Here is a 24,319-nt window from a genome sequence, read left to right as displayed (position 1 = left end):
CCAATCCGAAGAGAATCGATGTGAAAGTACTGACTGTATTTGGCACGCGACCGGAGGCCATTAAGATGGCTCCTCTGGTTCATGCGCTGGAAAAAGATCCTGATTTTGAGGCGAAAGTTTGCGTCACGGCGCAGCATCGGGAGATGCTCGATCAGGTGTTGAATCTCTTTTCCATTGTACCTGACTACGATCTCAATATTATGCAGCCAGGTCAGGGATTAACCGAAATAACCTGCCGCATTCTGGAAGGGTTAAAGCCAATTCTGGCTGATTTTAAACCTGATGTAGTGTTGGTTCATGGTGATACCACAACCACCATTGCCGCCAGTCTGGCCGCGTTCTATCAGCGCATACCGGTGGGGCATGTAGAGGCTGGTTTACGTACAGGTGACCTCTTTTCACCATGGCCGGAAGAGGCGAACCGCACGCTGACCGGGCGTCTGGCGATGTATCATTTTGCCCCGACAGAAAATTCGCGCCAAAATCTGTTGCGGGAAGCTATTCCTGACGATCGTATTTTCGTCACGGGTAATACGGTTATTGATGCGTTGATCTGGGTTCGGGATCGTGTACTGGGCAATGAGACGCTGCGTGCGGAGCTGGCTGAGCGTTATCCTTTCCTGGATGCTGATAAAAAGATGATCCTCGTTACCGGTCACCGTCGGGAAAGCTTTGGTCGCGGTTTTGAGCAAATCTGCCATGCCCTGGCGGAGATAGCCGCATCTAACCAGAATGTGCAGATTGTCTATCCGGTACACCTGAACCCTAACGTCAGCGAGCCGGTCAATCGCATCCTGGGTCACGTTGAAAACGTGGTTTTAATCGAACCGCAGGACTACCTGCCATTCGTCTGGCTTATGAATCACGCCTGGCTGATCCTTACCGATTCCGGCGGGATTCAGGAAGAAGCGCCGTCTCTGGGAAAACCCGTGCTGGTAATGCGTGAGACAACGGAGCGCCCGGAAGCGATAACCGCAGGAACTGTGCGTCTGGTGGGGACTGACCCGCAGCGTATTGTTGAAGAAGTCACGCGTTTGCTGCAAGACGACGATGAATATCAGACCATGAGCCGTGCCCATAATCCGTATGGTGACGGGCAGGCATGTGACCGCATTTTACACGCGTTAAAAAATAATCGGATATCGCTATGAGTTTTACGACCATTTCTGTCATTGGGCTGGGTTATATCGGACTGCCAACGGCGGCTGCCTTTGCTTCCCGTCAAAAACATGTGATTGGCGTAGATGTAAACCAGCATGCGGTGGATACCATTAATCGCGGTGAAATTCACATCGTTGAGCCCGATCTGGGTGCGGTGGTGAAAACGGCGGTCGAAGATGGATTTCTGCGTGCAACCACGACACCCGTAGACGCTGATGCGTATCTGATTGCGGTACCTACCCCGTTCAAGGGAGATCATGAACCCGATATGGTCTATGTAGAAGCCGCGGCTAAATCTATTGCGCCAGTACTGAAAAAAGGTGCGTTGGTGATTCTGGAATCCACTTCACCTGTCGGGGCAACTGAACAGATGGCCGCATGGCTGGCTGAAATGCGTCCTGACCTGACTTTTCCGCAGCAGGTCGGTGAACAAGCAGATATTAACATTGCTTATTGCCCAGAGCGCGTGCTGCCGGGCCAGGTAATGGTCGAACTGATTAAAAATGACCGCGTAATTGGTGGAATGACCTCCGTCTGTTCCGCGCGGGCCAGTGAGCTGTACAACATCTTTCTCGAAGGTGAATGTGTGGTAACCAACGCCCGCACCGCCGAAATGTGTAAGCTGACGGAAAATAGCTTCCGCGACGTTAATATTGCTTTCGCCAATGAACTGTCGCTGATTTGCGCCGACCAGGGGATCAACGTCTGGGAGCTTATTCGCCTGGCAAACCGCCATCCGCGCGTGAATATTTTGCAACCCGGCCCCGGCGTGGGTGGACACTGTATCGCGGTCGATCCGTGGTTTATCGTGGCGCAGAATCCGCAGCAGGCGAAATTGATCCGCACCGCGCGTGAGGTAAACGATGGTAAGCCTCATTGGGTGGTCGATCGGGTGAAGGCTGCCGTAGCTGACTGTCTGGCGGAGACCAATAAACGGGCCAGCGAAGTGAAAATTGCCTGTTTCGGTCTGGCATTCAAACCCAATATTGATGATTTGCGTGAAAGCCCGGCGATGGGAATTGCGCAAAACATCGCGCAATGGCACAAAGGCGAAACGCTGGTGGTGGAACCGAACATCCATCAACTGCCGAAAAAACTGGATGGTCTTTGCCAACTGGCGGCGCTGGACGATGCGTTGGCAAGTGCCGATGTGTTGGTCATGCTGGTTGACCATAATGAATTTAAAGCCATCAAAGGCGATGGGGTTCAACAGCAGTACATCGTTGATACCAAAGGGGTTTGGCGCTAATGAAACGAATTCTTGTTACTGGCGGAGCGGGATTTATCGGCTCGGCGGTTGTGCGGCATATCATTCATGATACCGAGGATGCAGTGGTTGTGGTCGATAAGCTGACCTACGCCGGAAACCTGATGTCGCTGGAGCCAGTTGCGCAGAATTCCCGTTTTGCCTTTGAGAAAGTGGATATTTGCGATCGGGTATCGCTCGATAGGGTGTTTCAACACTATCAGCCGGACTGCGTGATGCATCTGGCTGCTGAAAGCCATGTCGATCGCTCAATCGACGGTCCGGCTGCCTTTATCGAAACCAACATTGTGGGAACCTACACGCTGTTGGAAGCGGCGCGCGCTTACTGGAATGGATTGGCCAGCGAGAAAAAATTGGCGTTTCGTTTCCACCATATTTCGACTGACGAGGTGTATGGCGATCTCCATTCCATAGATGATTTCTTCACCGAAACCACGCCGTATGCGCCAAGCAGCCCTTATTCCGCCTCGAAAGCCAGCAGCGATCATCTTGTCCGCGCCTGGCTGCGTACCTACGGTCTGCCAACGCTGATTACCAATTGTTCCAACAACTATGGTCCGTACCATTTCCCGGAAAAACTGATTCCGCTGATGATCCTCAACGCACTGGCGGGGAAACCGTTGCCGGTGTACGGCAATGGTCAACAGATCCGTGACTGGTTGTATGTAGAAGATCACGCCAGGGCGCTCTATTGCGTGGCGACGGCGGGCGTGGTTGGAGAAACCTATAATATTGGTGGTCATAACGAGCGTAAAAACCTGGATGTCGTCGAAACAGTTTGCAGCCTGCTGGAAGAGCTGGCGCCGCATAAACCGCAGGGCATTGCACAGTACCGCGATTTGATCGCTTTTGTGGACGATCGCCCTGGCCATGATTTGCGTTACGCCATTGACGCTTCAAAAATTGCACGTGAACTAGGTTGGATGCCGCAGGAAACGTTTGAAAGCGGAATGCGCAAAACCGTGCAGTGGTATCTGGATAATCAGGCATGGTGGAAACCCGTGCAGGACGGCAGTTACCAGGGTGAACGTTTAGGTCTGAAGGGCTAACAGCCTGGTTTTGGCTCCCGGAGGAGACAACGCATGAAAGGTATCATTCTGGCGGGTGGCTCAGGTACTCGCCTGTATCCCATTACGCGTGGCGTATCGAAGCAGCTATTGCCCATTTACGATAAGCCGATGATTTACTACCCGCTATCAGTACTAATGCTGGCGGGAATTCGCGAAATTCTGATTATCACTACACCGGAAGATAAAGGCTATTTCCAGCGTCTGCTGGGTGATGGGTCTGAGTTCGGCATTGAACTGCACTATGCTGAGCAGCCGAGCCCGGATGGATTAGCGCAGGCTTTTATTATCGGTGAAACGTTTCTCAACGGTGAACCATCGTGCCTGGTGCTAGGGGACAACATCTTCTTTGGTCAGGGATTCAGTCCAAAACTGCGTCATGTCGCTGCCAGAACGCAAGGCGCGACGGTGTTTGGTTATCAGGTAATGGACCCTGAGCGATTTGGTGTGGTTGAGTTTGATGACAATTTTCGCGCAGTCTCTCTGGAAGAGAAGCCGAAAGTACCAAAGTCCAACTGGGCGGTGACCGGGCTCTATTTCTATGACAGCAAAGTGGTGGAATACGCAAAACGCGTGAAACCTTCTGAGCGTGGGGAACTGGAGATTACGTCTATCAACCAAATGTATCTTGATGACGGACATCTGACGGTCGAATTGCTTGGGCGTGGCTTTGCCTGGCTGGATACCGGTACGCATGACAGTTTGATCGAAGCGAGCACGTTTGTGCAGACGGTGGAGAAACGTCAGGGCTTTAAAATAGCCTGTCTGGAAGAAATCGCCTGGCGTAACGGCTGGCTGGATGACGAAGGCGTGAAGCGTGCCGCCAGTTCGCTGGCCAAAACGGGTTATGGTCAATATCTGCTGGAGCTGCTCCGTGCTCGTCCGCGCCAGTATTGAACCGCTTAGCTGGGAAAATACGTTCTTTGGCGTCAATAGCGCCATTGTCCGTTTTGACCAACGCGCGCCTGTTCTGACCACGGATGCATTGCTGCCCTGGTCGCGGGTACAGGCAAAAATACCTGCCGGTAATACCCAGGAATTAGACGCCCTGCAGCAGTTGGGCTTTTCACTGGTCGAAGGTGAAGTGGATTTTGTACTGCCGGTAACGTGTGCCAGTGGCGACCCCGGCGCGCAGGTCGCGCAATCTTCGGATATCCCTGCATTACGCTATCTGGCAGGACAGGCGTTTGCGCTAAGTCGTTTTCGCGCGCCGTGGTATGCCGCTGATGCCAGCGCGCGTTTTTACGCGCAGTGGATTGAAAATGCAGTACTGGGCACGTTTGACCATCAGTGTCTCGTTTTTCGTACGCCTACAGGGGAGATTCGTGGCTATGTCTCGCTGCGTGAACTGAATGCGACCGAGGCGAGAATTGGCCTGCTGGCCGGGCGTGGCGCGGGTGCAGAACTGATGCAGGCGGCGCTTTGCTGGGCACAGGCTCGCGGAAAAACAACATTGCGTGTGGCGACCCAAATGGGCAACACCGCCGCGCTTAAACGTTACATACACAGTGGTGCGAATGTGGAAAGCACCGCGTATTGGTTATACAGGTGACATGATGATTCCATTTAACGCACCGCCGGTGGTGGGAACTGAACTCGATTACATGCAGTCCGCAATGAACAGCGGCAAACTGTGTGGTGACGGTGGCTTTACCCGCCGCTGTCAGCAGTGGCTGGAGCAGCATTTTGGCAGCGAGAAAGTGCTGCTGACGCCGTCCTGCACCGCATCGCTTGAGATGGCGGCATTGCTGCTGGATATCCAGCCTGGCGATGAAGTTATTATGCCGAGCTACACGTTTGTTTCCACGGCTAATGCCTTCGTTCTGCGCGGCGCGAAAATTGTCTTTGTTGATCTCCGCCCGGATACCATGAATATTGACGAAACGTTGATTGAAGCGGCGATCACCGACAAAACCCGCGTTATTGTGCCGGTACATTACGCGGGCGTGGCCTGTGAAATGGATACCATTATGGCGCTGGCCGATAAACATAACCTGTATGTGGTGGAAGATGCGGCTCAGGGCGTCATGTCGACTTACAAAGGTCGTGCGCTGGGGACGATTGGCCACATCGGCTGCTTTAGCTTTCATGAGACCAAAAACTACACCGCAGGCGGTGAGGGCGGCGCGACGCTGATTAATGATAAAAAATTAGTCGATCGTGCGGAGATCATCCGTGAAAAAGGGACGAATCGCAGTCAGTTTTTTCGCGGGCAGGTCGATAAGTATACCTGGCGTGATATCGGCTCCAGCTATCTGATGTCCGATCTGCAGGCCGCTTATCTGTGGGCGCAGCTGGAAGCAGCGGACCGTATTAACCAGCAGCGTCTGGCACTGTGGCAAAAGTATTACGATGCCCTCGAGCCGCTGGCGCGCGCCGGGCGCATTGATCTGCCTTCTGTCCCGGAAAACTGCGTGCAGAATGCCCATATGTTTTACATCAAGCTGCGTGATATCGACGATCGCACTGCGTTGATTAACTTCCTGAAAGAAGCTGAAATTATGGCGGTATTCCACTATATCCCGCTGCATGATTGCCCGGCTGGCGATAAATTTGGCGTGTTCTCCGGTGTTGATCGTTACACCACCAAAGAGAGCGAGCGCCTGCTGCGTTTACCGCTGTTCTACAATCTGTCGCCGGTGAACCAACGTACCGTCATTACGACCTTACTCAACTATTTCGCCTGATATGTCGCTTGCAAAAGCGTCCTTATGGACGGCGGCCAGTACGCTGGTAAAAATCGGTGCAGGTTTGCTGGTCGTGAAGCTGCTGGCGGTGTCGTTTGGCCCGGCAGGCGTGGGGCAGGCGGGTAACTTCCGCCAGATGGTCACCGTGCTTGGCGTGTTGGCGGGAGCCGGCATTTTCAATGGCGTCACGAAATACGTTGCGCAGCATCATGACGATCCGAGCCGGCTCCGTAAGGTGGTCGGTACATCTTCCGCGATGGTGCTGGGATTCTCTACGCTGATGGCGGTGATTTTCCTGCTGGCGGCCGCGCCTATCAGTCAGGGGTTATTTGGTCATACACATTACCAGGGGCTGGTTAGGCTGGTTGCGCTGGTGCAGATGGGTATTGCCTGGGCGAACCTGCTGCTGGCACTGATGAAGGGCTTCCGCGATGCGGCAGGTAACGCGCTGTCGCTGATTGTGGGTAGCCTGGTGGGCGTGGTGGCTTATTATGGCTGTTATCGCCTGGGAGGGTATGAAGGCGCTTTGCTGGGTCTGGCGTTAGTGCCCGCGTTGGTGGTTATCCCTGCAGCCATCATGCTGATTAAACGTGGCACTATTCCCCTGCATTACCTGAAACCCTCATGGGATAACGGTCTTGCTGGACAGCTAAGCAAGTTTACGCTGATGGCGCTGATTACCTCCGTAACGCTGCCTGTGGCATACGTGATGATGCGAAACCTGCTGGCGGCGCAGTATAGCTGGGATGATGTAGGGATCTGGCAGGGGGTAAGCAGTATCTCTGATGCTTATCTGCAATTCATTACCGCTTCATTCAGCGTTTACTTGCTGCCGACGTTGTCACGACTGACCGAAAAGCGCGACATTACGCGCGAGGTGGTTAAGTCGCTGAAGTTCGTGTTACCGGCGGTTGCCGCCGCGAGCTTTACTGTTTGGCTGCTGCGTGATTTTGCGATCTGGCTGCTTTTCTCCGCAAAATTCACCGCCATGCGCGATCTGTTTGCCTGGCAACTGGTCGGCGATGTACTGAAAGTTGGGGCGTATGTCTTTGGGTATCTGGTAATCGCGAAAGCGTCACTGCGGTTTTATATTTTGGCTGAAATTAGCCAGTTCGTATTGTTGACGGCGTTTGCCCATTGGCTGATCCCTGTACACGGCGCGTTGGGCGCGGCGCAGGCTTACATGGCAACGTACATTGTCTATTTTTCTCTTTGTTGTGGCGTGTTTTTACTCTGGCGTAGGCGGGCATGACTGTACTGATTCACGTTCTGGGATCGGATATCCCTCACCATAACCAAACCGTGCTGCGGTTTTTCAACGACTCGCTGGCTGCGACGAGCGAGCACGCGCGCACGTTTATGGTTGCTGGTCAGGATGCGGGATTCAGTGAGAGTTGCCCAGCGTTATCGCTAAGCTTCTACAGCGGGAAAAAGGCGTTGGCTGACGCTGTTATCGCGAAGGCAAAAGCGGATCGTCAACAGCGATTTTTCTTCCACGGTCAGTTCAACATCAGCTTGTGGTTAGCGTTGCTGAGTGGGGGGATTAAATCAGAGCAGTTTTACTGGCATATCTGGGGGGCGGATTTATATGAAGTCTCCAGTGGACTGAAATTCCGCCTGTTTTACCCGATTCGGCGTATGGCGCAGAATCGCGTGGGATGCGTGTTTGCCACGCGGGGTGATCTACACTATTTCGCCGAACAACATCCGCGTGTGCGTGGTGAGTTGCTCTATTTCCCAACGCGGATGGATCCGTCGCTCAATAATATGAGCAGTGAGTGCCCACGCAGCGGCAAGATGACGGTGCTGGTTGGTAACTCTGGCGATCGTAGTAATGAGCATGTAGCCGCGCTACGCGCCGTGCATCAGCAGTTCGGCGACACGGTGAATGTGATCGTGCCGATGGGTTATCCTGCCAATAATACCGCCTATATCGACGAGGTTCGCCAGGCGGGCCTGGCATTGTTTAGCGCTGATAATCTGCAAATTTTAAGCGAAAAGTTGGAATTTGATGCCTATCTGGCATTATTGCGTCAGTGTGATTTGGGTTACTTTATTTTTGCCCGCCAGCAAGGGATCGGAACCCTGTGTTTGCTGATCCAGGCAGGTATTCCGTGCGTGCTCAACCGAGAAAATCCCTTCTGGCAGGATATGGTGGAACAGAATCTCCCGGTATTATTTACCACTGATGAACTCAATGAAGGCGTTGTACGCGAAGCGCAGCGCCAGTTGGCATCGGTAGATAAAAATACAATCACCTTTTTTAGCCCGAATTATCTGCAGCCATGGCATAACGCGCTGCGCGTTGCTTCAGGAGAAATCGTATGAGCCTGATGCAATTCAGCGGTCTGCTGGTGGTCTGGCTGCTCTCCACCTTGTTTATCGCCACGCTGACCTGGTTTGAATTCCGTCGCGTGCGCTTTAACTTCAATGTTTTCTTCTCGTTGCTGTTTTTGCTGACGTTTTTCTTTGGGTTCCCGCTGACCAGCATCCTGGTGTTCCGCTTTGATGTGGCAGTCGCTCCGCCGGAGATCCTGCTGCAGGCTCTGCTATCAGCTGCCTGTTTCTATGCCGTCTACTACGTGACGTATAAAACGCGTCTGCGCAAGCGAGTAGAGAATAAGCCGCGCAGGCCGCTGTTTACCATCAATCGTGTTGAAGCCCATTTGACCTGGATTATCCTGATGGCGATTGCGCTGGTGAGCGTGGGCATCTTCTTTATGCACAACGGGTTCCTGTTGTTCAGACTGCAATCCTATAGCCAGATTTTTTCCAGTGAAGTCTCTGGGGTCGCTTTGAAGCGTTTCTTCTACTTCTTCATTCCGGCAATGCTGGTGGTCTATTTCCTGCGTCAGGACAGCAAAGCGTGGTTGTTCTTCCTGGTGAGCACCGTCGCGTTTGGTTTACTGACCTATATGATTGTGGGCGGAACTCGCGCCAATATCATTATCGCGTTTGCCATTTTCCTGTTTATCGGCATCATTCGCGGCTGGATTTCACTGTGGATGCTGGCCGCCGCGGGCGTACTGGGTATCATCGGGATGTTCTGGCTGGCGCTGAAGCGCTACGGGATGAACGTGAGCGGTGACGAGGCGTTCTATACTTTCCTGTATCTCACGCGTGACACCTTCTCGCCGTGGGAGAATCTGGCTCTGTTGCTGCAGAACTACAACAATATTGAGTTCCAGGGGCTGGCGCCGATTGTCCGTGACTTCTACGTCTTTATCCCCTCCTGGCTGTGGCCAGGGCGGCCGAGTATTGTACTCAATTCAGCGAATTACTTTACCTGGGAAGTGTTGAACAACCACTCGGGTCTGGCGATCTCGCCGACGTTAATTGGCTCGCTGGTGGTGATGGGCGGGGCGTTTTTTATACCGTTAGGCGCGATTGTCGTCGGGTTAATCATCAAATGGTTTGATTGGCTGTATGAATTAGGTAACCGAGAAACTAATCGCTATAAGTCGGCGATTTTGCACAGTTTCTGTTTCGGTGCCATTTTTAATATGATCGTTTTGGCACGTGAAGGGTTAGATTCGTTTGTCTCACGAGTGGTCTTTTTCCTCGTGATTTTCGGTGTCTGTCTGCTGGTGGCAAAATTGTTATTCTGGCTGTTTGATAGTGCGGGACTCATTCATAAGCGAATAAAGTCGGTGCCCCGGACACAGGTTGAAGGATCGTAATGACGGATAATAATACTGCGCCGCTGTATTCACTGCGTGGATTACAACTGATTGGCTGGCGTGATATGCAGCATGCGCTGAATTACCTGTTTGCAGAGGGGCATCTCAGACGGGGAACGCTGGTGGCTATTAATGCTGAGAAAATGCTGACAGCGGAGGATAACCCAGAGATCCGCACACTGATTGATGCTGCTGAATTTAAATATGCAGATGGAATTAGCGTTGTGCGCTCCTTGGGTAAAAAATACCCGCAGGCGCAGGTATCACGCGTGGCGGGGGCCGATCTTTGGGAAGCGCTGATGGCGCGAGCCGGGCAGGAAGGAACGCCTGTTTTCCTGATTGGCGGCAAGCCTGAAGTTCTGGCGCAAACTGAAGCCAAACTACGTGCTCAGTGGCGCGTGAACATTGTGGGTAGCCAGGACGGTTATTTTACGCCGGAGCAGCGTCAGGCGTTATTTGAGCGTATCCACGCCAGCGGCGCGCAATTTGTGACGGTGGCGATGGGCTCGCCGAAACAAGAGATCTTTATGCGTGATTGCCGGAAGATTCATCCCGACGCACTGTATATGGGCGTCGGGGGGACCTACGACGTCTTTACCGGTCATGTGAAGCGTGCGCCTAAAATCTGGCAAAATCTGGGGCTGGAGTGGCTGTATCGTTTACTGTCACAGCCAAGCCGTATCTCTCGTCAACTTCGCTTATTACGCTATCTCCGCTGGCACTATACCGGCAACCTCTGACACCCTCTCTCCTCTGATAAGTAGCGTTATCTGCTAATTACGCTACTTATTCACAACATTATCGCTGCTTTCTCGCACAATCTATTTATTTTTTGAATGCTTTAATTGCCATTTAAGCGATTTTAGGAAACCATTCGCAACAATCATTGCAGTGCCGCGGTGTTTTTAGCGCCAACCGTTATGCGGTCGGTGCCGTATGGCCTGTGATGGAATAACAAGATGTACCCATAACGAGAACCGGTAGTACCGGACAATATGCAAACACAACAAGAGGATTTATGGCCGAGAACAAACCTGAGCTTCAGCGTGGGCTGGAGGCTCGTCACATCGAATTAATTGCCCTTGGGGGCACTATTGGCGTTGGGCTGTTTATGGGGGCCGCCAGTACCCTGAAATGGGCGGGGCCTTCGGTCTTGCTGGCGTATATCGTCGCCGGGCTGTTCGTCTTTTTCATTATGCGTTCTATGGGAGAGATGTTGTTCCTCGAGCCGGTTGCCGGTTCATTCGCTGTTTACGCCCATCGTTATATGAGCCCCTTCTTTGGCTATCTCACCGCCTGGTCATACTGGTTTATGTGGATGGCGGTGGGGATATCAGAGATTACCGCCATCGGGGTGTACGTTCAGTTCTGGTTCCCGGAGATGGCGCAATGGATACCCGCACTGATTGCTGTCGGACTGGTTGCGTTGGCAAACCTCGCCGCAGTTCGTCTATATGGTGAAATTGAGTTCTGGTTTGCCATGATCAAAGTGACCACTATCATTGTGATGATCGTCATTGGATTAGGGGTGATTTTCTTCGGCTTTGGCAACGGTGGTCAGGCAATCGGCTTTGGTAACCTGACCGAGCACGGCGGCTTCTTTGCCGGCGGCTGGAAGGGCTTCCTGACGGCATTGTGTATTGTTGTGGCGTCTTACCAGGGCGTAGAGCTGATCGGTATTACTGCGGGTGAAGCGAAGAATCCGCAGGTCACTCTGCGAAGCGCGGTGGGTAAAGTACTGTGGCGTATCCTGATTTTCTACGTTGGCGCGATTTTTGTTATCGTCACTATTTTCCCGTGGAATGAGATTGGCAGCAACGGTAGCCCGTTTGTTCTGACCTTTGCCAAGATTGGTATCACCGCCGCAGCGGGGATTATTAACTTTGTGGTGCTGACGGCGGCGCTATCTGGCTGTAACAGCGGCATGTACAGCTGTGGGCGGATGCTCTACGCGTTGGCAAAGAATCGCCAGCTTCCTGCCGTTGTTGGAAAAGTATCTCGTCATGGCGTACCGGTTGCCGGTGTGGCTATTTCTATCGCGATCCTGCTGATTGGTTCGTGCCTGAACTACATCATTCCCAACCCGCAGCGTGTGTTTGTGTATGTTTATAGCGCCAGCGTGCTGCCGGGGATGGTGCCGTGGTTTGTGATCCTGATAAGCCAGCTGCGTTTCCGTCAGGCGCATAAAGCGGCGATCGCCAGTCATCCTTTCCGCTCGATTTTGTTCCCGTGGGCGAATTATTTGACGATGGCGTTCCTGATTTGCGTATTAATCGGCATGTATTTTAATGAAGATACCCGAATGTCGCTGTTTGTTGGCATTATCTTCTTACTGGCCGTGACGCTCATTTATAAGGTTTTTGGTCTGAATCGTCATGGTGCAGCCCATAAATTGCGGGAATAAGCGACAAAACGCACAAACCATGACCAAACGATAATTTATTTTAAAAAAGCACTAGACAGAAGACCGAGACCTCCGTAATATCCAGCCCCGCAACGGCGCTAAGCGCCCGTAGCTCAGCTGGATAGAGCGCTGCCCTCCGGAGGCAGAGGTCTCAGGTTCGAATCCTGTCGGGCGCACCATTAAGTTAGGTGCCGGAGCTGCGGTGGTTTTAATACCGCGTAAAAGATTTGCAGTGGTGGCTATAGCTCAGTTGGTAGAGCCCTGGATTGTGATTCCAGTTGTCGTGGGTTCGAATCCCATTAGCCACCCCATTAATTTAAAGTTGTGAAATGCGAAGGTGGCGGAATTGGTAGACGCGCTAGCTTCAGGTGTTAGTGTCCTTAGGATGTGGGGGTTCGAGTCCCCCCCCTCGCACCACGACTTAAAGAATTGAACTAAAAATTCAAAAAGCAGTAAAACGGCGAGTAGCGCAGCTTGGTAGCGCAACTGGTTTGGGACCAGTGGGTCGGAGGTTCGAATCCTCTCTCGCCGACCAATTTTGAACCCCGCTTCGGCGGGGTTTTTTGTTTTCTGATTTCCCCTTCTCAGCCTTTATTCCCGCGAATTACCTGATGTCTTAAAAAGTCCGGATCCATGGTTTTTGCAGTGCAATCGTGGCATGCCTTGTGCAATAATATGCAGGTAGATGCTCATTCCATCTCTTATGTTCGCCATCTGGCCTCATAAACTCAGGAATGATGCAGAGCCGTTTACGGTGCTTATCGTCCACAGACAGATGTCGCATCTTATATGCTAAATCATTCATGATGTGTCGAGACGGCCAGCATGGGAATCCCCCGGAGCTTACAAAGGTAAGTGACAGGGGTGAGCGTGTGCAGCCAACGAAGAGACAGCGTGAAGGATGAAGCATATAGCCTCATCAAACACCATGGACATAACGTTGAGTGAAGCACCCATTTATGTTGTCATACAGACCTGTTTAACGCCTGCTCCAAAAGAGCGGGCGTTTTTTTATGCATCTTGAATGATTTTGTGTATACGATTGCCCGGCAAGCGAAAGCGCCACCGGGCATTCAGGAGTTACTGCGGGGAGTTGTTGTTCTGCAGCGTCAACATCAGGCCATCACGACGCATGGTGGCGGCTTCTTCCGGCTGATGCAGTCTGTCCAGCGCGTCAGCAAGCCAGGCGTAGTCATAGGCATCCGGGCGCTGCTTGAGGGCTGCACGGAAGGCGAGCGTGGCTTCCTGCCATTCGCCGTGCTTCATTAGCGACTGACCCAGCGTGCTCCACAGCAACGGGCGATCGCCGACGGCTTTAATCTGCTGGCGCAGCACTTTTTCTATCTGTTCCGGGTTATTGGTTTTCAGACGCGGGATCGGCAGCACCAGGCGGTCGTCATACTGGCGTTTCAGACCATCAATGATGACCTGCTGCGCCGTATCGTGATCGTCACACTCAATCAGATGTTCAGCCATCGCCACCTGCAGGGCGACCTGGTGACGGGTTTTACGGTTCTGGTTTTTCCACCATGCGCGTAGCCCTTCGCTGCCCTGATCGGCGCGAACCTGATCCATCAGACCAACCCATGCCTGTTGTTCCAGCATAGCGCGGTGCTCGTCATCACCCACGCGCGCTTTCGCCATGGATGGAATGATATCCAGTAGCGAACTCCATGCGCCGGTACGAATGTAGGCCTGTTCAGCCAGACGCAGCACTTCCGGATGACGTGGCGTCACTTCCAGCAGTTTATCAACGCTGTGGCGCGCGGCGTGATTTTCATTACGCGCCAGCTGTAGGCGAACGCGAGCGATTTCTACCGGGATCGTATCATTTCCAGCCAGTTCAGCAGCACGCTCAAGGTGTTGGTTGGCGCGAGCTTCGTCACCGCGCTGCTGAGCCGCTTCTGCCGCCAGCAGGTAATTCACTACCGGCTGTTCTGCGTGATCGGCGTTTTTCGACATCAGCTTTTCAACCTGCTGATAATCGCCTTCTGCCAGCTTGAGCAGCGCCTGCTCGGTTTGCTTACGGGCGCGACGACGCTTCCGACCGACAAACCATCCGCGGGTATGCGCGCCTGTGCGGAAAATTCGGCGCAGTAGCCATTCAATCGCGAACAGGACGACCATGGCGACGATTAGGATGATCACCAGGCCCGTCACGCTGGTTTCGATATTGTAATTATCCGTCTGGATCAGCACGTAGCCCTGATGACCGGCAATCATCGGACCGACAACGATCCCGGCGATCAACAGCACAAAGAGCAATAATACTTTTAGCATCATTATTCTCCTTGCGGCGCAGTTGCCGGAGCGTCTGCTGCAGGTGCAGGTGCAGGTGCAGGTGCAGGTGCTGTGGCGGGTTGTGCCAGTAAATTACGTACGCGGGTCTGCATTAACTTGTCGAGAAGAGCCTGGCTTTGCAGCGTTTCCGGTACGTCCATGCTGATGCTTTGTTGGCTCAGCTGGTCTACTTCTTCCAGGAAAGCTTTCGTTGCTGCATCGTCAGTGTCGTAGTAGGCGCGCACCCAGGTGGAGACGTTTTCCAGCGCCTGGCGATATGTTTCTTCCTGATGACGTGGCACGGCCTGGGCGGCTACTAACAAGCGGGAACGGATGTTTTCCCGTAAGTACACGTCCTGGTTTGGTGCCAGCAGCGGGACGGCGGTTTCATCACGACGGCGAACGGTGATAAAGCTGTCCATAAAGTTCTGCCAGCTTTTTTGCAGATTGACGCGCCATTCGCTGATCGAGCTGGAAAGCTCGCTGCTGTCGGAATCCATCGGCGAATCGTCGGTGTCGTTGTCGGCCAGACGCAGGTTATCGATCTGGTTAGATAGCTGATTCACTTTCAGGATAATGCCGTCATAGTCGACCTGAGTCACCGCGGAGAGGCTCGCGATATCGTCGGTAATCGCGCGACGGGCGGCGATCAGGCTCGGATCGTTCATATCCGCAAGGCTGGCGTCAGCGCTTTTCAGCAGCGCTGCGGCGGTAGTAACGTCCTGATCGCTCCATAATTTGCGACCGGCCAGTTTCACCAGAAAATCAGCCTGCGCCAGTAGCCATGTCCCGGCATCGCTGCCGGAGATAGTGGCGACCTTTTGCTGGACTTCGTCAAGCTGTTTGACCAGCGCGGCCTGCTGGCGTGTGGCTTCATCCAGCTGCGTTGCCTGCTGTTTAATGATGCCTTCCAGCTCAGCTTTTTGACTCTCTTGCGCTTTTTGCAGCGCCGTCAGCTGGTTCGCCAGCGCATCGCTGGTTGCCGTCTGCGTTGTTGCCTGCTGTTTCCCCCAGCCATAAAGCCCAACGCCTGCTGCCAGAGCAATAGCAATCGCCACAGCGCTCAGAATCAGCGCCGTGCTGCTCTTACTCTTTTTTTCAGTATTGACTGGCTGTGACGTGGTTTCCACGGCCTCCCTGGTCTCTTCAACCACGGCGGAGGATTTTTCTTGTTCCGTCATTATGGCATCCCATTATGAGAGTTATTGTAATGCGCGTAGTAGCGCATCGTTGTCGGCGTTATCAGCGACCTTAATATCTTGCCAGCCCAGTTCCCGGGCGAGGTGCGCCAGACGCTCACTGACGACCAGCAGCCGACAGCGTAGTAACCAGTGCTCACGATACCACTGCGGAATGAGCGACCAGAGCTGTTGTAGCATCTCTCCACTGGTAACAACCACCGTGGTCACGCCACGAGATTGCCAGCGCATCGCTTCTTCTGCACCATCGTAATATTTTGCACTGCGTTGATAACATTCACAAAAATCGACATCAGCTCCGCGTGCTGTCAGGGTTTCACCTATCAGCTCACGGCCACCGTTGCCGCGTAATATAAGCGCGCGTTTTCCCGCAATATTTTGTAATTCAGGTAATTGTAGCAAGACTTCGCTAATTTCCCGATCCAGAGGGTAGTGAATATTGAAACCGCTAACGGTGTGCAGCGCCAGCGCCGTTGTGCGGCCAATGGCAAAATAACCCGGAAGTGAGGGCCAGCTTTTCCTCTGCTGCTGAAGCTCAGCATCTGCAAAGGTAACGGCATGCTGCGAAAGGGCGAAGACCAGATCGTTCTCCGTCAGCGCTGACAGTCGGGAAGCAAGCGTTGCCAGTTCCCGACCCGGTGAAAACTCGATGAGCGGAAAACTCCAGGCCACCTGCCCCAGTGCGCGCAGACGGCTCACTAACTCTTCCCCTGCGGGAGACGGGCGGGTGACCAGAATACTCATGCGGGGGCTTCTCCGTTGTAAACTTCAGCCAGAATGGCGCGTGCACCGTTCTCCAGTAGCTCTTCAGCCAGAGAGATGCCCATTTGTTCAGCAGTCTGCGCCGCACCGCGACGCTCTCCGCATACCATCTGCGAACCGTCAGGCGCGCCGACCAGCGCCCGCAGCCAAATCTCACCGTCGATGAGTTCCGCATAACTGCCGATCGGGACCTGACAGCCCCCTTCCAGGCGGGTGTTCATCGCGCGTTCGGCTTTAACGCGTAGGGCGGTCTCTTCATGATTGAGCGGCGCTAACAGCGCCTGAGTGCGCATATCATCCAGTCGGCATTCTATGCCTACTGCGCCTTGCCCGACAGCGGGCAGGGAGACTTCCGGCGGCAGAGCGGTACGGATTCGCGACTCAAGACCTAAACGTTTTAGTCCGGCGACCGCCAGAATAATAGCGTCATAATCGCCGTTATCCAGTTTGCCGAGACGGGTGCCTACGTTGCCGCGCAGCGAACGGATGACGAGATCCGGGCGTCGCTTTGCCAACTGGCACTGGCGACGCAAACTGGATGTCCCGACGATGCTGCCCGCGGGGAGTTCATCCAGCGTGTTGTACTTATTTGAGACGAAAGCATCACGCGGATCCTCTCGCTCGCAAATGGTCACCAGTCCAAGGCCGTCAGGGAATTCAACCGGCACATCCTTCATGGAATGCACGGCGATATCGGCGCGTTTTTCCAGCAGTGCGACTTCCAGCTCTTTAACAAACAACCCTTTCCCTCCAACCTTCGCCAGCGGGGTATCAAGGATCACATCGCCACGGGTTACCATAGGAACCAGTTCCACGATCAGACCGGGGTGGTTTGCCATTAAGGCGTCTTTGACATAATGTGCCTGCCAGAGCGCAAGGGGGCTTTGGCGTGTGGCAATTCTCAAAACATTGTCTAACATGCTTGTTACCGTCATTATCAATCATTGACCATCCTAACATCCTTATCAAAGGGATGTCAGCGTTACGCTCAAACGTAAGTGAGAGGAAAAAGGCGCTGCATCATCACTGGCAGTGAATAATGACGAGAAACCTCCCGACCGTATGAAGGAATTTACACGTAACGAACGGTGCTACACTTGTATGTAGCGCATCTTTCTTTACGGTCAATGAGCAAGGTGTTAAATTGATCACGTTTTAGACCATTTTTTCGGCTGTACAGCATAAAAAAATATGGCCGAAAAACAGGTAACGGTTATTTTTGACATACGGTTTATCCGAATTGATGACGATTATTGTGCGCGCTTGCGCCGCAGCAATCGCCAACATGACGGGTAGCAACATCAGGCGATACGTCTTGTACCTCTATATTGAGACTCTGAAACAGAGACTGGATGCCATAAATCAACTGCGTGTGGATCGCGCGCTTGCTGCCATGGGACCTGCCTTCCAGCAGGTATACAGTCTGCTGCCGACATTATTGCACTACCACCATCCGCTGATGCCGGGTTACCTCGATGGTAACGTTCCCAAAGGCATATGTCTTTACACGCCTGATGAAACCCAACGCCACTACCTGAACGAACTGGAACTGTACCGCGGTATGTCGCCGCAGGATCCTCCCAAGGGCGAGCTGCCGATCACCGGCGTTTACTCAATGGGCAGCACCTCTTCGGTAGGGCAAAGCTGTTCCTCTGACCTTGATATCTGGGTCTGCCATCAATCCTGGCTGGATAGCGAAGAGCGCCAGCTGCTGCAGCGTAAATGTAGCCTGCTCGAAAGCTGGGCCGCCTCGCTGGGCGTGGAAGTCAGCTTCTTCCTGATTGATGAAAACCGTTTCCGTCACAATGAAAGCGGCAGTCTCGGTGGCGAAGACTGTGGCTCGACGCAACATATCCTGTTGCTTGATGAATTCTATCGCACCGCTGTGCGCCTCGCGGGTAAACGTATTCTGTGGAATATGGTGCCGGGCGATGAAGAAGAGCATTACGACGATTACGTCATGACGCTCTACGCTCAGGGGGTGTTAACGCCAAATGAATGGCTGGATCTCGGCGGACTCAGTTCGCTCTCCGCCGAAGAATACTTTGGCGCCAGCCTGTGGCAGCTGTACAAGAGTATCGACTCCCCGTACAAAGCGGTGCTGAAAACGCTGCTGCTGGAAGCCTATTCCTGGGAATACCCCAATCCGCGCCTGTTGGCGAAAGATATAAAACAGCGTCTGCACGATGGCGAGATCGTCTCTTTTGGTCTCGACCCTTACTGCATGATGCTGGAGCGCGTGACCGAGTACCTCACGGCCATTGAAGACCCAACGCGCCTGGATTTAGTGCGTCGATGTTTCTACTTAAAAGTGTGTGAGAAACTGAGCCGCGAGCGCGCCTGCGTGGGTTGGCGTCGTGAAGTATTAAGTCAGTTAGTGAATGAGTGGGGCTGGGATGACGCGCGTCTGACTATGCTGGATAACCGCGCTAACTGGAAGATTGACCAGGTACGCGAAGCGCATAACGAACTGCTCGATGCGATGATGCAGAGCTATCGTAATCTGATCCGCTTTGCGCGGCGCAATAACCTCAGCGTCAGCGCCAGTCCGCAGGATATCGGCGTGCTGACCCGTAAGCTGTATGCCGCCTTTGAAGCGTTGCCGGGTAAAGTTACGCTGGTGAACCCACAGATATCTCCGGATCTCTCGGAACCGAATCTGACCTTTATCCATGTGCCGCCGGGTCGTGCCAACCGTTCGGGTTGGTATCTCTATAACCGCGCGCCTAACATGGACTCGATCATCAGCCATCAGCCGCTGGAATATAACCGCTATCTCAATAAGCTGGTGGCGTGGGCCTGGTTCAACGGCCTGCTGACCTCGCGTACGCATTTGTTTATTAAGGGTAACGGCATTGTTGATTTGCCGAAGTTGCAGGAAATGGTCGCCGACGTGTCGCACCACTTCCCGTTGCGACTGCCCGCGCCAACGCCGAAAGCGCTCTATAGCCCATGCGAAATTCGCCATCTGGCGATTATCGTTAACCTTGAATATGACCCGACGGCGGCGTTTCGTAATCAGGTGGTGCATTTTGATTTCCGTAAGCTGGACGTCTTCAGCTTTGGCGAAGAACAAAATTGCCTGGTGGGTAGCGTCGACCTGCTGTACCGCAACTCGTGGAATGAAGTGCGTACCCTGCACTTCAACGGCGAGCAGGCGATGATTGAAGCGTTAAAAACGATTCTGGGCAAAATGCACCAGGATGCCGCGCCGCCGGATAGCGTCGAGGTCTTCTGCTATAGCCAGCATCTGCGCGGTTTAATTCGCACCCGTGTGCAGCAACTGGTGTCTGAGTGTATCGAATTACGCCTCTCCAGCACTCGTCAGGAAACCGGACGCTTCAAAGCGCTGCGCGTTTCCGGGCAGACGTGGGGACTGTTCTTCGAGCGCCTGAACGTTTCGGTACAGAAGCTGGAAAACGCGATTGAATTCTATGGCGCGATTTCACATAACAAACTGCACGGGCTTTCCGTTCAGGTTGAGACTAACCATGTGAAACTGCCGTCGGTGGTAGACGGTTTTGCCAGCGAAGGGATTATTCAGTTCTTTTTCGAAGAAACGGGTGATGAGCAGGGCTTTAATATCTACATTCTGGACGAGAGTAATCGGGCCGAGGTGTATCACCACTGCGAAGGTAGCAAAGAGGAACTGGTACGCGATGTCAGCCGTTTCTACTCATCATCGCACGATCGCTTTACCTACGGCTCCAGCTTCATCAACTTTAACCTGCCGCAGTTCTATCAGATTGTGAAAACAGACGGGCGCGCGCAGGTGATCCCGTTCCGTACCCAGCCAATTAGCGCCGTTCCGCCAGTCAGTCAGGACAGCGAAACGCCGCTGTTACAGCAGTATTTCTCGTGAGTTAACTTGCCCGGATGCGCGACGCTTACCGGGCCAAAGTAGGCCGGATAAGCGAAGCGCATCCGGCACTAAAACTTAACGGAAACTTACCTCTTCACCCGCCTGCTGCGTTGCCGCCTGTTCCAGCAGATCCCAGAACGTTTCGCCGCTACGGTCGCAGATCCACTCGTCGCCTTTCAGGTCAAAGTGGTAGCCGCCCTGTTTGGTCGCCAGCCACACCTGGTGCAGCGGCTCCTGACGGTTAATAATAATTTTGCTGCCGTTTTCGAAGCTGATGGTCAGCACGCCGCCGTTGATTTCACAATCGATATCGCTGTCGCCATCCCAGTCGTCCAGACGCTCTTCAATGGTCATCCACAGGGTGTCAGCAAGGCGATGAAATTCACTGTCGTTCATTTTCTTATCCTGTTTTTCGTGATGACGGCAGTATAACCTGAAACAAAACGCGTTGCAGATTACAGGCTAACTCTTGCTTTTACGCCTTCTCCTGCGATGATAGAAAACAGAAAGCATGAACTTTACAGGCAACCGATAATGAAAAACGTGTTAAAGCCACTCGCTGTCATTTTTACTCTGTTCAGCCTGACGGGCTGTGGGCTAAAAGGCCCGCTCTATTTTCCGCCAGCAGATAAAACCGCGCCGCCTCCGACCAAGAGCGTTCAGCCGCAATCGCAATCCACCACGCCTGAGAAAAACGATCGTGGGATTAGCGACGGACCTTCTCAGGTGAATTACTGACGGCAGGAATAGAGTTACATTTCTGTACCCGCGTGAACGGAGTGAATGATGCAATTCTCTAAAATGCATGGCCTTGGCAACGATTTTATGGTCGTCGACGCGGTAACGCAGAATGTTTTTTTCTCACCAGAGCTGATTCGCCGCCTGGCCGACAGGCATCTCGGCGTTGGATTTGATCAACTGCTGGTGGTTGAACCTCCGTACGATCCGGAGCTGGATTTCCACTACCGTATTTTTAATGCTGACGGCAGTGAAGTGTCACAGTGTGGCAATGGCGCCCGTTGTTTTGCCCGCTTTGTTCGCCTGAAAGGGCTGACCAATAAGCGTGATATCCGCGTCAGTACCGCGAATGGTCGTATGGTATTAACCGTAACCGACGACGAGCTGGTGCGGGTGAATATGGGTGAACCCAACTTTGAACCCTCGCAGGTTCCGTTTCGCGCCAACAAAGCAGAGAAGACCTATATTATGCGCGCGGCTGAACAGACAGTATTGTGCGGCGTGGTTTCAATGGGGAATCCGCACTGCGTGATTCAGGTTGATGATGTAGATACGGCCACGGTAGAAACCCTGGGACCGGTTCTGGAAAGCCACGAACGCTTCCCTGAACGCGCTAACATCGGGTTTATGCAGGTGGTAAAACGCGAGCATATCCGGCTGCGCGTCTATGAGCGCGGCGCGGGTGAAACGCAGGCCTGCGGCAGCGGTGCGTGCGCCGCCGTTGCGGTCGGTATCCAGCAGGGGCTGCTGGCAGAAGAAGTAAGGGTGGAATTGCCGGGCGGTCGACTTGATATCGCCTGGAAAGGTCCGGGTCATCCGCTGTATATGACTGGCCCGGCGGCACATGTCTACGACGGATTTATTCACTTATGAAGCAACCAGGGGAAGAACTACAGGAAACGCTCATGGAGCTGGACGACCGGGCGGTCGTCGATTACCTGCAACGTAATCCTGAGTTTTTTATCCGTAATGCCCAGGCCGTTGAAGCGATGCGTGTTCCGCACCCGGTGCGGGGCACGATTTCTTTAGTGGAATGGCATATGGCGCGGGCGCGTAATCATATTAACGTGCTGGAAGAGAACATGGCGCTGTTGATGGAACAAGCCAACGCCAATGAAAGCCTGTTCTATCGTCTGCTAAATCTGCAAGGACGGCTGGTGTCGGCCAGCAGTCTTGACGACATGCTGATGCGATTTCATCGCTGGGCGCGTGAGTTAGGCCTGGCCGGGGCGACGGTTCGTCTGTTCCCGGATCGCTGGCGACTTGGCGCACCATCAAAATTCACCCATCTGGCATTAAGCCGTCAGGCCTTTGAACCGCTGCGTATCCAGCGTCTGGGCCAGTCTCGGCATTATCTTGGGCCGCTCAATGGTCCGGAACTGTTGGTCATGATGCCGGAGGCGAAAGCGATAGGCTCGGTGGCGATGTCGATGCTCGGGCAAGATGGATCCCTGGGCGTGATGCTGTTCAGCAGCCGTGACGTTAATCATTACCAGCAGGGGCAAGGTACGCAATTACTGCAGGAAATCTCGCTGATGTTGCCGGAACTGCTGGAGCGCTGGATTGAACGCGTATGACAGATTCACCCCTTTCTCAGGATGTGGCGCGCTTTTTGCGCTATCTGGGCGTTGAGCGTCAGCTTAGCCCGATCACATTGCTTAATTATCAGCGTCAGCTTGATGCCATCATTGCGTTAGCCGGAGAAACCGGTCTGCAAAGCTGGCAACAATGTGACGCTGCGATGGTACGCAGTTTTGCCGTACGCAGCCGTCGTAAAGGGCTGGGGCCGGCGAGTCTGGCGCTGCGCCTCTCCGCGTTGCGCAGTTTCTTCGACTGGCTGGTTAATCAGGGCGAACTGAAAGCCAATCCGGCAAAAAGCGTTTCCGCGCCGAAAGCACCGCGTCATCTGCCAAAAAATATCGATGTCGACGACGTTAATCGTCTGCTGGATATCGATCTCAACGACCCTCTTGCCGTGCGTGATCGGGCAATGCTGGAAGTAATGTACGGCGCGGGGCTGCGTTTATCTGAACTGGTTGGGCTGGATATTAAACATCTCGATCTCGACACCGGCGAAGTGTGGGTGATGGGCAAAGGCAGTAAAGAGCGGCGTCTGCCAATTGGCCGCAATGCGGTGGCGTGGATTGAGCATTGGCTGGATCTGCGCGGGCTATTTGGCAGCGATGACGATGCGCTATTTTTGTCAAAACTGGGCAAACGTATCTCGGCGCGCAACGTGCAGAAACGCTTTGCGGAATGGGGTATCAAGCAGGGGCTGAACAGCCACGTACATCCCCACAAATTACGCCACTCCTTTGCGACGCATATGCTGGAGTCGAGCGGCGATCTGCGCGGAGTGCAGGAGTTATTGGGTCATGCCAATCTCTCCACGACTCAAATCTATACCCATCTTGATTTTCAACACCTGGCTTCAGTGTACGATGCGGCGCATCCGCGCGCCAAACGGGGGAAATAATGCGTTTTTACCGGCCTTTGGGGCGCATATCTGCGCTCACCTTTGACCTTGATGACACCCTTTACGATAACCGTCCCGTTATCACTCGCACCGAGCAGGAAGCGCTCGCGTTTGTACAGAATTACCATCCGGCGTTGAATTCGCTGCAAAATAGCGACCTACAGCGCCTACGTCAGGCCGTTCGCGACGCCGAGCCGGAAATCTACCACGATGTTACCCAATGGCGTCACCGTGCCGTAGAGCGCGCTATGCTGGAGGCGGGGTTGTCAGAGGCAGAAGCCAAAATGGGGGCGAATGCGGCGATGATGAATTTTGCCAAATGGCGTAGCCGTATTGATGTCCCGCAGTCAACGCATGATACGTTGAAGGCGCTGGCCCGCAAATGGCCGCTGGTGGCGATCACCAACGGTAATGCGCAGCCGGAACTGTTTGGCCTGGGCGATTATTTTGAGTTTGTGCTGCGCGCCGGTCCCGACGGGCGCTCAAAGCCGTTCAGCGACATGTACGCGCTGGCGGCGGAAAAACTGAAAATGCCCGTAGGGGAGATCCTGCACGTGGGCGACGACCTGACGACTGACGTGGCGGGAGCCATCCGTTGCGGTATGCAGGCCTGCTGGATCAAACCGGAAAATGCCGACCTGATGCAAACCGCAGACAGCCGTTTGCTGCCGCATATCGAAATTTCACAGTTGGCATCTCTGACCTCGCTGATATAATCACCAGCAGAACTCTGTAT

Annotated in this window: 22 protein-coding genes and 4 tRNA genes; 21 read left to right on the top strand and 5 right to left on the bottom strand. The window is 53.6% G+C overall.

The window, feature by feature from the left end:
- Nucleotides 1-20: 20 nt before the first annotated feature.
- The 15 genes from wecB to WHR59_RS23570 all read left to right on the top strand — a co-directional run bounded on the left by wecB (nucleotide 21) and on the right by WHR59_RS23570 (nucleotide 12,801).
- A complete protein-coding gene (gene wecB / locus WHR59_RS23640; protein ID WP_043018973.1) occupies nucleotides 21-1,151 on the top strand; it encodes a non-hydrolyzing UDP-N-acetylglucosamine 2-epimerase in 1,131 nt (376 codons plus the stop codon).
- Nucleotides 1,148-2,410, top strand: a complete 1,263-nt coding sequence (gene wecC, locus WHR59_RS23635) for a UDP-N-acetyl-D-mannosamine dehydrogenase (RefSeq protein WP_080625921.1) — start codon at nucleotides 1,148-1,150, stop codon at nucleotides 2,408-2,410. The genes wecB and wecC overlap by 4 nt, the downstream gene beginning before the upstream one ends.
- Nucleotides 2,410-3,477 carry a dTDP-glucose 4,6-dehydratase gene (gene rffG, locus WHR59_RS23630; RefSeq protein WP_080625920.1) on the top strand — a complete coding sequence of 356 codons (1,068 nt, stop codon included), beginning with the start codon at nucleotides 2,410-2,412 and terminating at the stop codon, nucleotides 3,475-3,477. The genes wecC and rffG overlap by 1 nt, the downstream gene beginning before the upstream one ends.
- Nucleotides 3,478-3,510: 33 nt before the next feature.
- Entirely contained in the window at nucleotides 3,511-4,392 is an 882-nt protein-coding gene (gene rfbA, locus WHR59_RS23625; protein WP_043018976.1) for a glucose-1-phosphate thymidylyltransferase RfbA, read from the top strand.
- Nucleotides 4,370-5,047: a dTDP-4-amino-4,6-dideoxy-D-galactose acyltransferase gene (rffC, locus tag WHR59_RS23620; RefSeq protein WP_047407622.1), complete on the top strand. Its 678-nt coding sequence runs from the start codon at nucleotides 4,370-4,372 to the stop codon at nucleotides 5,045-5,047. Before rfbA ends, rffC begins: the two co-directional genes overlap by 23 nt.
- 4 nt (nucleotides 5,048-5,051) lie before the next feature.
- Complete coding sequence (gene rffA, locus WHR59_RS23615) at nucleotides 5,052-6,182, top strand: dTDP-4-amino-4,6-dideoxygalactose transaminase (protein ID WP_172863293.1); 1,131 nt, start codon at nucleotides 5,052-5,054, stop codon at nucleotides 6,180-6,182.
- Between the two features lies 1 nt (nucleotide 6,183).
- Nucleotides 6,184-7,434, top strand: coding sequence for a lipid III flippase WzxE (gene wzxE / locus WHR59_RS23610; protein WP_338843490.1), 1,251 nt, complete (start codon nucleotides 6,184-6,186; stop codon nucleotides 7,432-7,434).
- Nucleotides 7,431-8,510: a TDP-N-acetylfucosamine:lipid II N-acetylfucosaminyltransferase gene (locus WHR59_RS23605; protein ID WP_338843489.1), complete on the top strand. Its 1,080-nt coding sequence runs from the start codon at nucleotides 7,431-7,433 to the stop codon at nucleotides 8,508-8,510. The genes wzxE and WHR59_RS23605 overlap by 4 nt, the downstream gene beginning before the upstream one ends.
- Nucleotides 8,507-9,862 carry an ECA oligosaccharide polymerase gene (gene wzyE / locus WHR59_RS23600; RefSeq protein ID WP_043018980.1) on the top strand — a complete coding sequence of 452 codons (1,356 nt, stop codon included), beginning with the start codon at nucleotides 8,507-8,509 and terminating at the stop codon, nucleotides 9,860-9,862. The genes WHR59_RS23605 and wzyE overlap by 4 nt, the downstream gene beginning before the upstream one ends.
- Complete coding sequence (gene wecG / locus WHR59_RS23595; RefSeq protein WP_047407609.1) at nucleotides 9,862-10,602, top strand: lipopolysaccharide N-acetylmannosaminouronosyltransferase; 741 nt, start codon at nucleotides 9,862-9,864, stop codon at nucleotides 10,600-10,602. Before wzyE ends, wecG begins: the two co-directional genes overlap by 1 nt.
- Nucleotides 10,603-10,880: 278 nt before the next feature.
- On the top strand, nucleotides 10,881-12,266 hold the full coding sequence (gene thrP, locus WHR59_RS23590) for a bifunctional threonine/serine APC transporter ThrP (RefSeq protein WP_043018982.1): 1,386 nt from the start codon (nucleotides 10,881-10,883) through the stop codon (nucleotides 12,264-12,266).
- Between the two features lie 102 nt (nucleotides 12,267-12,368).
- Nucleotides 12,369-12,445 (top strand) — tRNA-Arg (locus WHR59_RS23585).
- 56 nt (nucleotides 12,446-12,501) lie between these two features.
- A tRNA-His gene (locus tag WHR59_RS23580) sits at nucleotides 12,502-12,577 on the top strand.
- A gap of 20 nt (nucleotides 12,578-12,597) precedes the next feature.
- Nucleotides 12,598-12,683, top strand: a tRNA-Leu gene (locus tag WHR59_RS23575).
- A 41-nt stretch (nucleotides 12,684-12,724) separates the two neighbouring features.
- Nucleotides 12,725-12,801, top strand: a tRNA-Pro gene (locus WHR59_RS23570).
- 545 nt (nucleotides 12,802-13,346) lie between these two features.
- On the opposite strand, the gene hemY is transcribed toward WHR59_RS23570, so the two are convergent.
- Genes hemY through hemC form a run of 4 tightly spaced genes read right to left on the bottom strand, consistent with a single transcriptional unit; the run spans nucleotide 13,347 to nucleotide 17,427 of the window.
- Nucleotides 13,347-14,546: a protoheme IX biogenesis protein HemY gene (gene hemY, locus WHR59_RS23565; protein WP_043018983.1), complete on the bottom strand. Its 1,200-nt coding sequence runs from the start codon at nucleotides 14,544-14,546 to the stop codon at nucleotides 13,347-13,349.
- 2 nt (nucleotides 14,547-14,548) lie between these two features.
- Nucleotides 14,549-15,727 carry a uroporphyrinogen-III C-methyltransferase gene (gene hemX / locus WHR59_RS23560; RefSeq protein ID WP_123915860.1) on the bottom strand — a complete coding sequence of 393 codons (1,179 nt, stop codon included), beginning with the start codon at nucleotides 15,725-15,727 and terminating at the stop codon, nucleotides 14,549-14,551.
- A gap of 21 nt (nucleotides 15,728-15,748) precedes the next feature.
- Nucleotides 15,749-16,489: a uroporphyrinogen-III synthase gene (gene hemD, locus WHR59_RS23555; RefSeq protein ID WP_043018985.1), complete on the bottom strand. Its 741-nt coding sequence runs from the start codon at nucleotides 16,487-16,489 to the stop codon at nucleotides 15,749-15,751.
- Nucleotides 16,486-17,427 (bottom strand): hydroxymethylbilane synthase, encoded by a 942-nt coding sequence (hemC, locus tag WHR59_RS23550; RefSeq protein WP_100194900.1) that lies wholly within the window; start codon nucleotides 17,425-17,427, stop codon nucleotides 16,486-16,488. Before hemC ends, hemD begins: the two co-directional genes overlap by 4 nt.
- Nucleotides 17,428-17,822: 395 nt before the next feature.
- On the opposite strand from hemC, the gene cyaA reads away from it, so the two are divergent.
- Complete coding sequence (gene cyaA / locus WHR59_RS23545; protein WP_043018987.1) at nucleotides 17,823-20,369, top strand: class I adenylate cyclase; 2,547 nt, start codon at nucleotides 17,823-17,825, stop codon at nucleotides 20,367-20,369.
- Between the two features lie 75 nt (nucleotides 20,370-20,444).
- Here cyaA and cyaY read toward each other — a convergent pair whose 3' ends face one another.
- Nucleotides 20,445-20,765, bottom strand: coding sequence for an iron donor protein CyaY (gene cyaY, locus WHR59_RS23540; protein WP_003828967.1), 321 nt, complete (start codon nucleotides 20,763-20,765; stop codon nucleotides 20,445-20,447).
- 138 nt (nucleotides 20,766-20,903) lie between these two features.
- Here cyaY and lptM point away from each other — a divergent pair, with 138 nt between their 5' ends.
- From lptM to yigB, 5 genes are read left to right on the top strand one after another with little or no spacing between them, the layout of a single operon-like run.
- Nucleotides 20,904-21,107, top strand: coding sequence for an LPS translocon maturation chaperone LptM (lptM, locus tag WHR59_RS23535; RefSeq protein ID WP_003017937.1), 204 nt, complete (start codon nucleotides 20,904-20,906; stop codon nucleotides 21,105-21,107).
- 48 nt (nucleotides 21,108-21,155) lie between these two features.
- Complete coding sequence (gene dapF / locus WHR59_RS23530; RefSeq protein WP_003017933.1) at nucleotides 21,156-21,980, top strand: diaminopimelate epimerase; 825 nt, start codon at nucleotides 21,156-21,158, stop codon at nucleotides 21,978-21,980.
- On the top strand, nucleotides 21,977-22,684 hold the full coding sequence (locus WHR59_RS23525; RefSeq protein WP_043018988.1) for a DUF484 domain-containing protein: 708 nt from the start codon (nucleotides 21,977-21,979) through the stop codon (nucleotides 22,682-22,684). Before dapF ends, WHR59_RS23525 begins: the two co-directional genes overlap by 4 nt.
- Entirely contained in the window at nucleotides 22,681-23,583 is a 903-nt protein-coding gene (xerC, locus tag WHR59_RS23520; protein ID WP_032945700.1) for a tyrosine recombinase XerC, read from the top strand. The genes WHR59_RS23525 and xerC overlap by 4 nt, the downstream gene beginning before the upstream one ends.
- A complete protein-coding gene (yigB, locus tag WHR59_RS23515) occupies nucleotides 23,583-24,299 on the top strand; it encodes a 5-amino-6-(5-phospho-D-ribitylamino)uracil phosphatase YigB (protein WP_043018989.1) in 717 nt (238 codons plus the stop codon). The genes xerC and yigB overlap by 1 nt, the downstream gene beginning before the upstream one ends.
- The last annotated feature ends 20 nt before the right edge of the window (nucleotides 24,300-24,319 follow it).

It is taken from the genome of Citrobacter europaeus, from assembly GCF_037482245.1.
Taxonomy (GTDB): Bacteria; Pseudomonadota; Gammaproteobacteria; order Enterobacterales; family Enterobacteriaceae; genus Citrobacter; species Citrobacter europaeus.
This window is presented reverse-complemented; position numbering and strand designations above follow the sequence as displayed.

Excerpts from the sequence above, each read along its gene's own strand:
- hemD (WP_043018985.1), bottom strand. The coding sequence starts at position 16,489 with ATGAGTATTCTGGTCACCCGCCCGTCTCCCGCAGGGGAAGAGTTAGTG.
- hemX (WP_123915860.1), bottom strand. The coding sequence starts at position 15,727 with ATGACGGAACAAGAAAAATCCTCCGCCGTGGTTGAAGAGACCAGGGAG.
- WHR59_RS23605 (WP_338843489.1), top strand. The coding sequence starts at position 7,431 with ATGACTGTACTGATTCACGTTCTGGGATCGGATATCCCTCACCATAAC.
- rfbA (WP_043018976.1), top strand. The coding sequence starts at position 3,511 with ATGAAAGGTATCATTCTGGCGGGTGGCTCAGGTACTCGCCTGTATCCC.
- thrP (WP_043018982.1), top strand. The coding sequence starts at position 10,881 with ATGGCCGAGAACAAACCTGAGCTTCAGCGTGGGCTGGAGGCTCGTCAC.
- cyaY (WP_003828967.1), bottom strand. The coding sequence starts at position 20,765 with ATGAACGACAGTGAATTTCATCGCCTTGCTGACACCCTGTGGATGACC.
- wecC (WP_080625921.1), top strand. The coding sequence starts at position 1,148 with ATGAGTTTTACGACCATTTCTGTCATTGGGCTGGGTTATATCGGACTG.
- hemC (WP_100194900.1), bottom strand. The coding sequence starts at position 17,427 with ATGTTAGACAATGTTTTGAGAATTGCCACACGCCAAAGCCCCCTTGCG.
- wzxE (WP_338843490.1), top strand. The coding sequence starts at position 6,184 with ATGTCGCTTGCAAAAGCGTCCTTATGGACGGCGGCCAGTACGCTGGTA.
- lptM (WP_003017937.1), top strand. The coding sequence starts at position 20,904 with ATGAAAAACGTGTTAAAGCCACTCGCTGTCATTTTTACTCTGTTCAGC.
- WHR59_RS23525 (WP_043018988.1), top strand. The coding sequence starts at position 21,977 with ATGAAGCAACCAGGGGAAGAACTACAGGAAACGCTCATGGAGCTGGAC.
- xerC (WP_032945700.1), top strand. The coding sequence starts at position 22,681 with ATGACAGATTCACCCCTTTCTCAGGATGTGGCGCGCTTTTTGCGCTAT.
- yigB (WP_043018989.1), top strand. The coding sequence starts at position 23,583 with ATGCGTTTTTACCGGCCTTTGGGGCGCATATCTGCGCTCACCTTTGAC.
- rffA (WP_172863293.1), top strand. The coding sequence starts at position 5,052 with ATGATTCCATTTAACGCACCGCCGGTGGTGGGAACTGAACTCGATTAC.
- hemY (WP_043018983.1), bottom strand. The coding sequence starts at position 14,546 with ATGCTAAAAGTATTATTGCTCTTTGTGCTGTTGATCGCCGGGATCGTT.
- dapF (WP_003017933.1), top strand. The coding sequence starts at position 21,156 with ATGCAATTCTCTAAAATGCATGGCCTTGGCAACGATTTTATGGTCGTC.
- rffG (WP_080625920.1), top strand. The coding sequence starts at position 2,410 with ATGAAACGAATTCTTGTTACTGGCGGAGCGGGATTTATCGGCTCGGCG.
- wzyE (WP_043018980.1), top strand. The coding sequence starts at position 8,507 with ATGAGCCTGATGCAATTCAGCGGTCTGCTGGTGGTCTGGCTGCTCTCC.
- wecG (WP_047407609.1), top strand. The coding sequence starts at position 9,862 with ATGACGGATAATAATACTGCGCCGCTGTATTCACTGCGTGGATTACAA.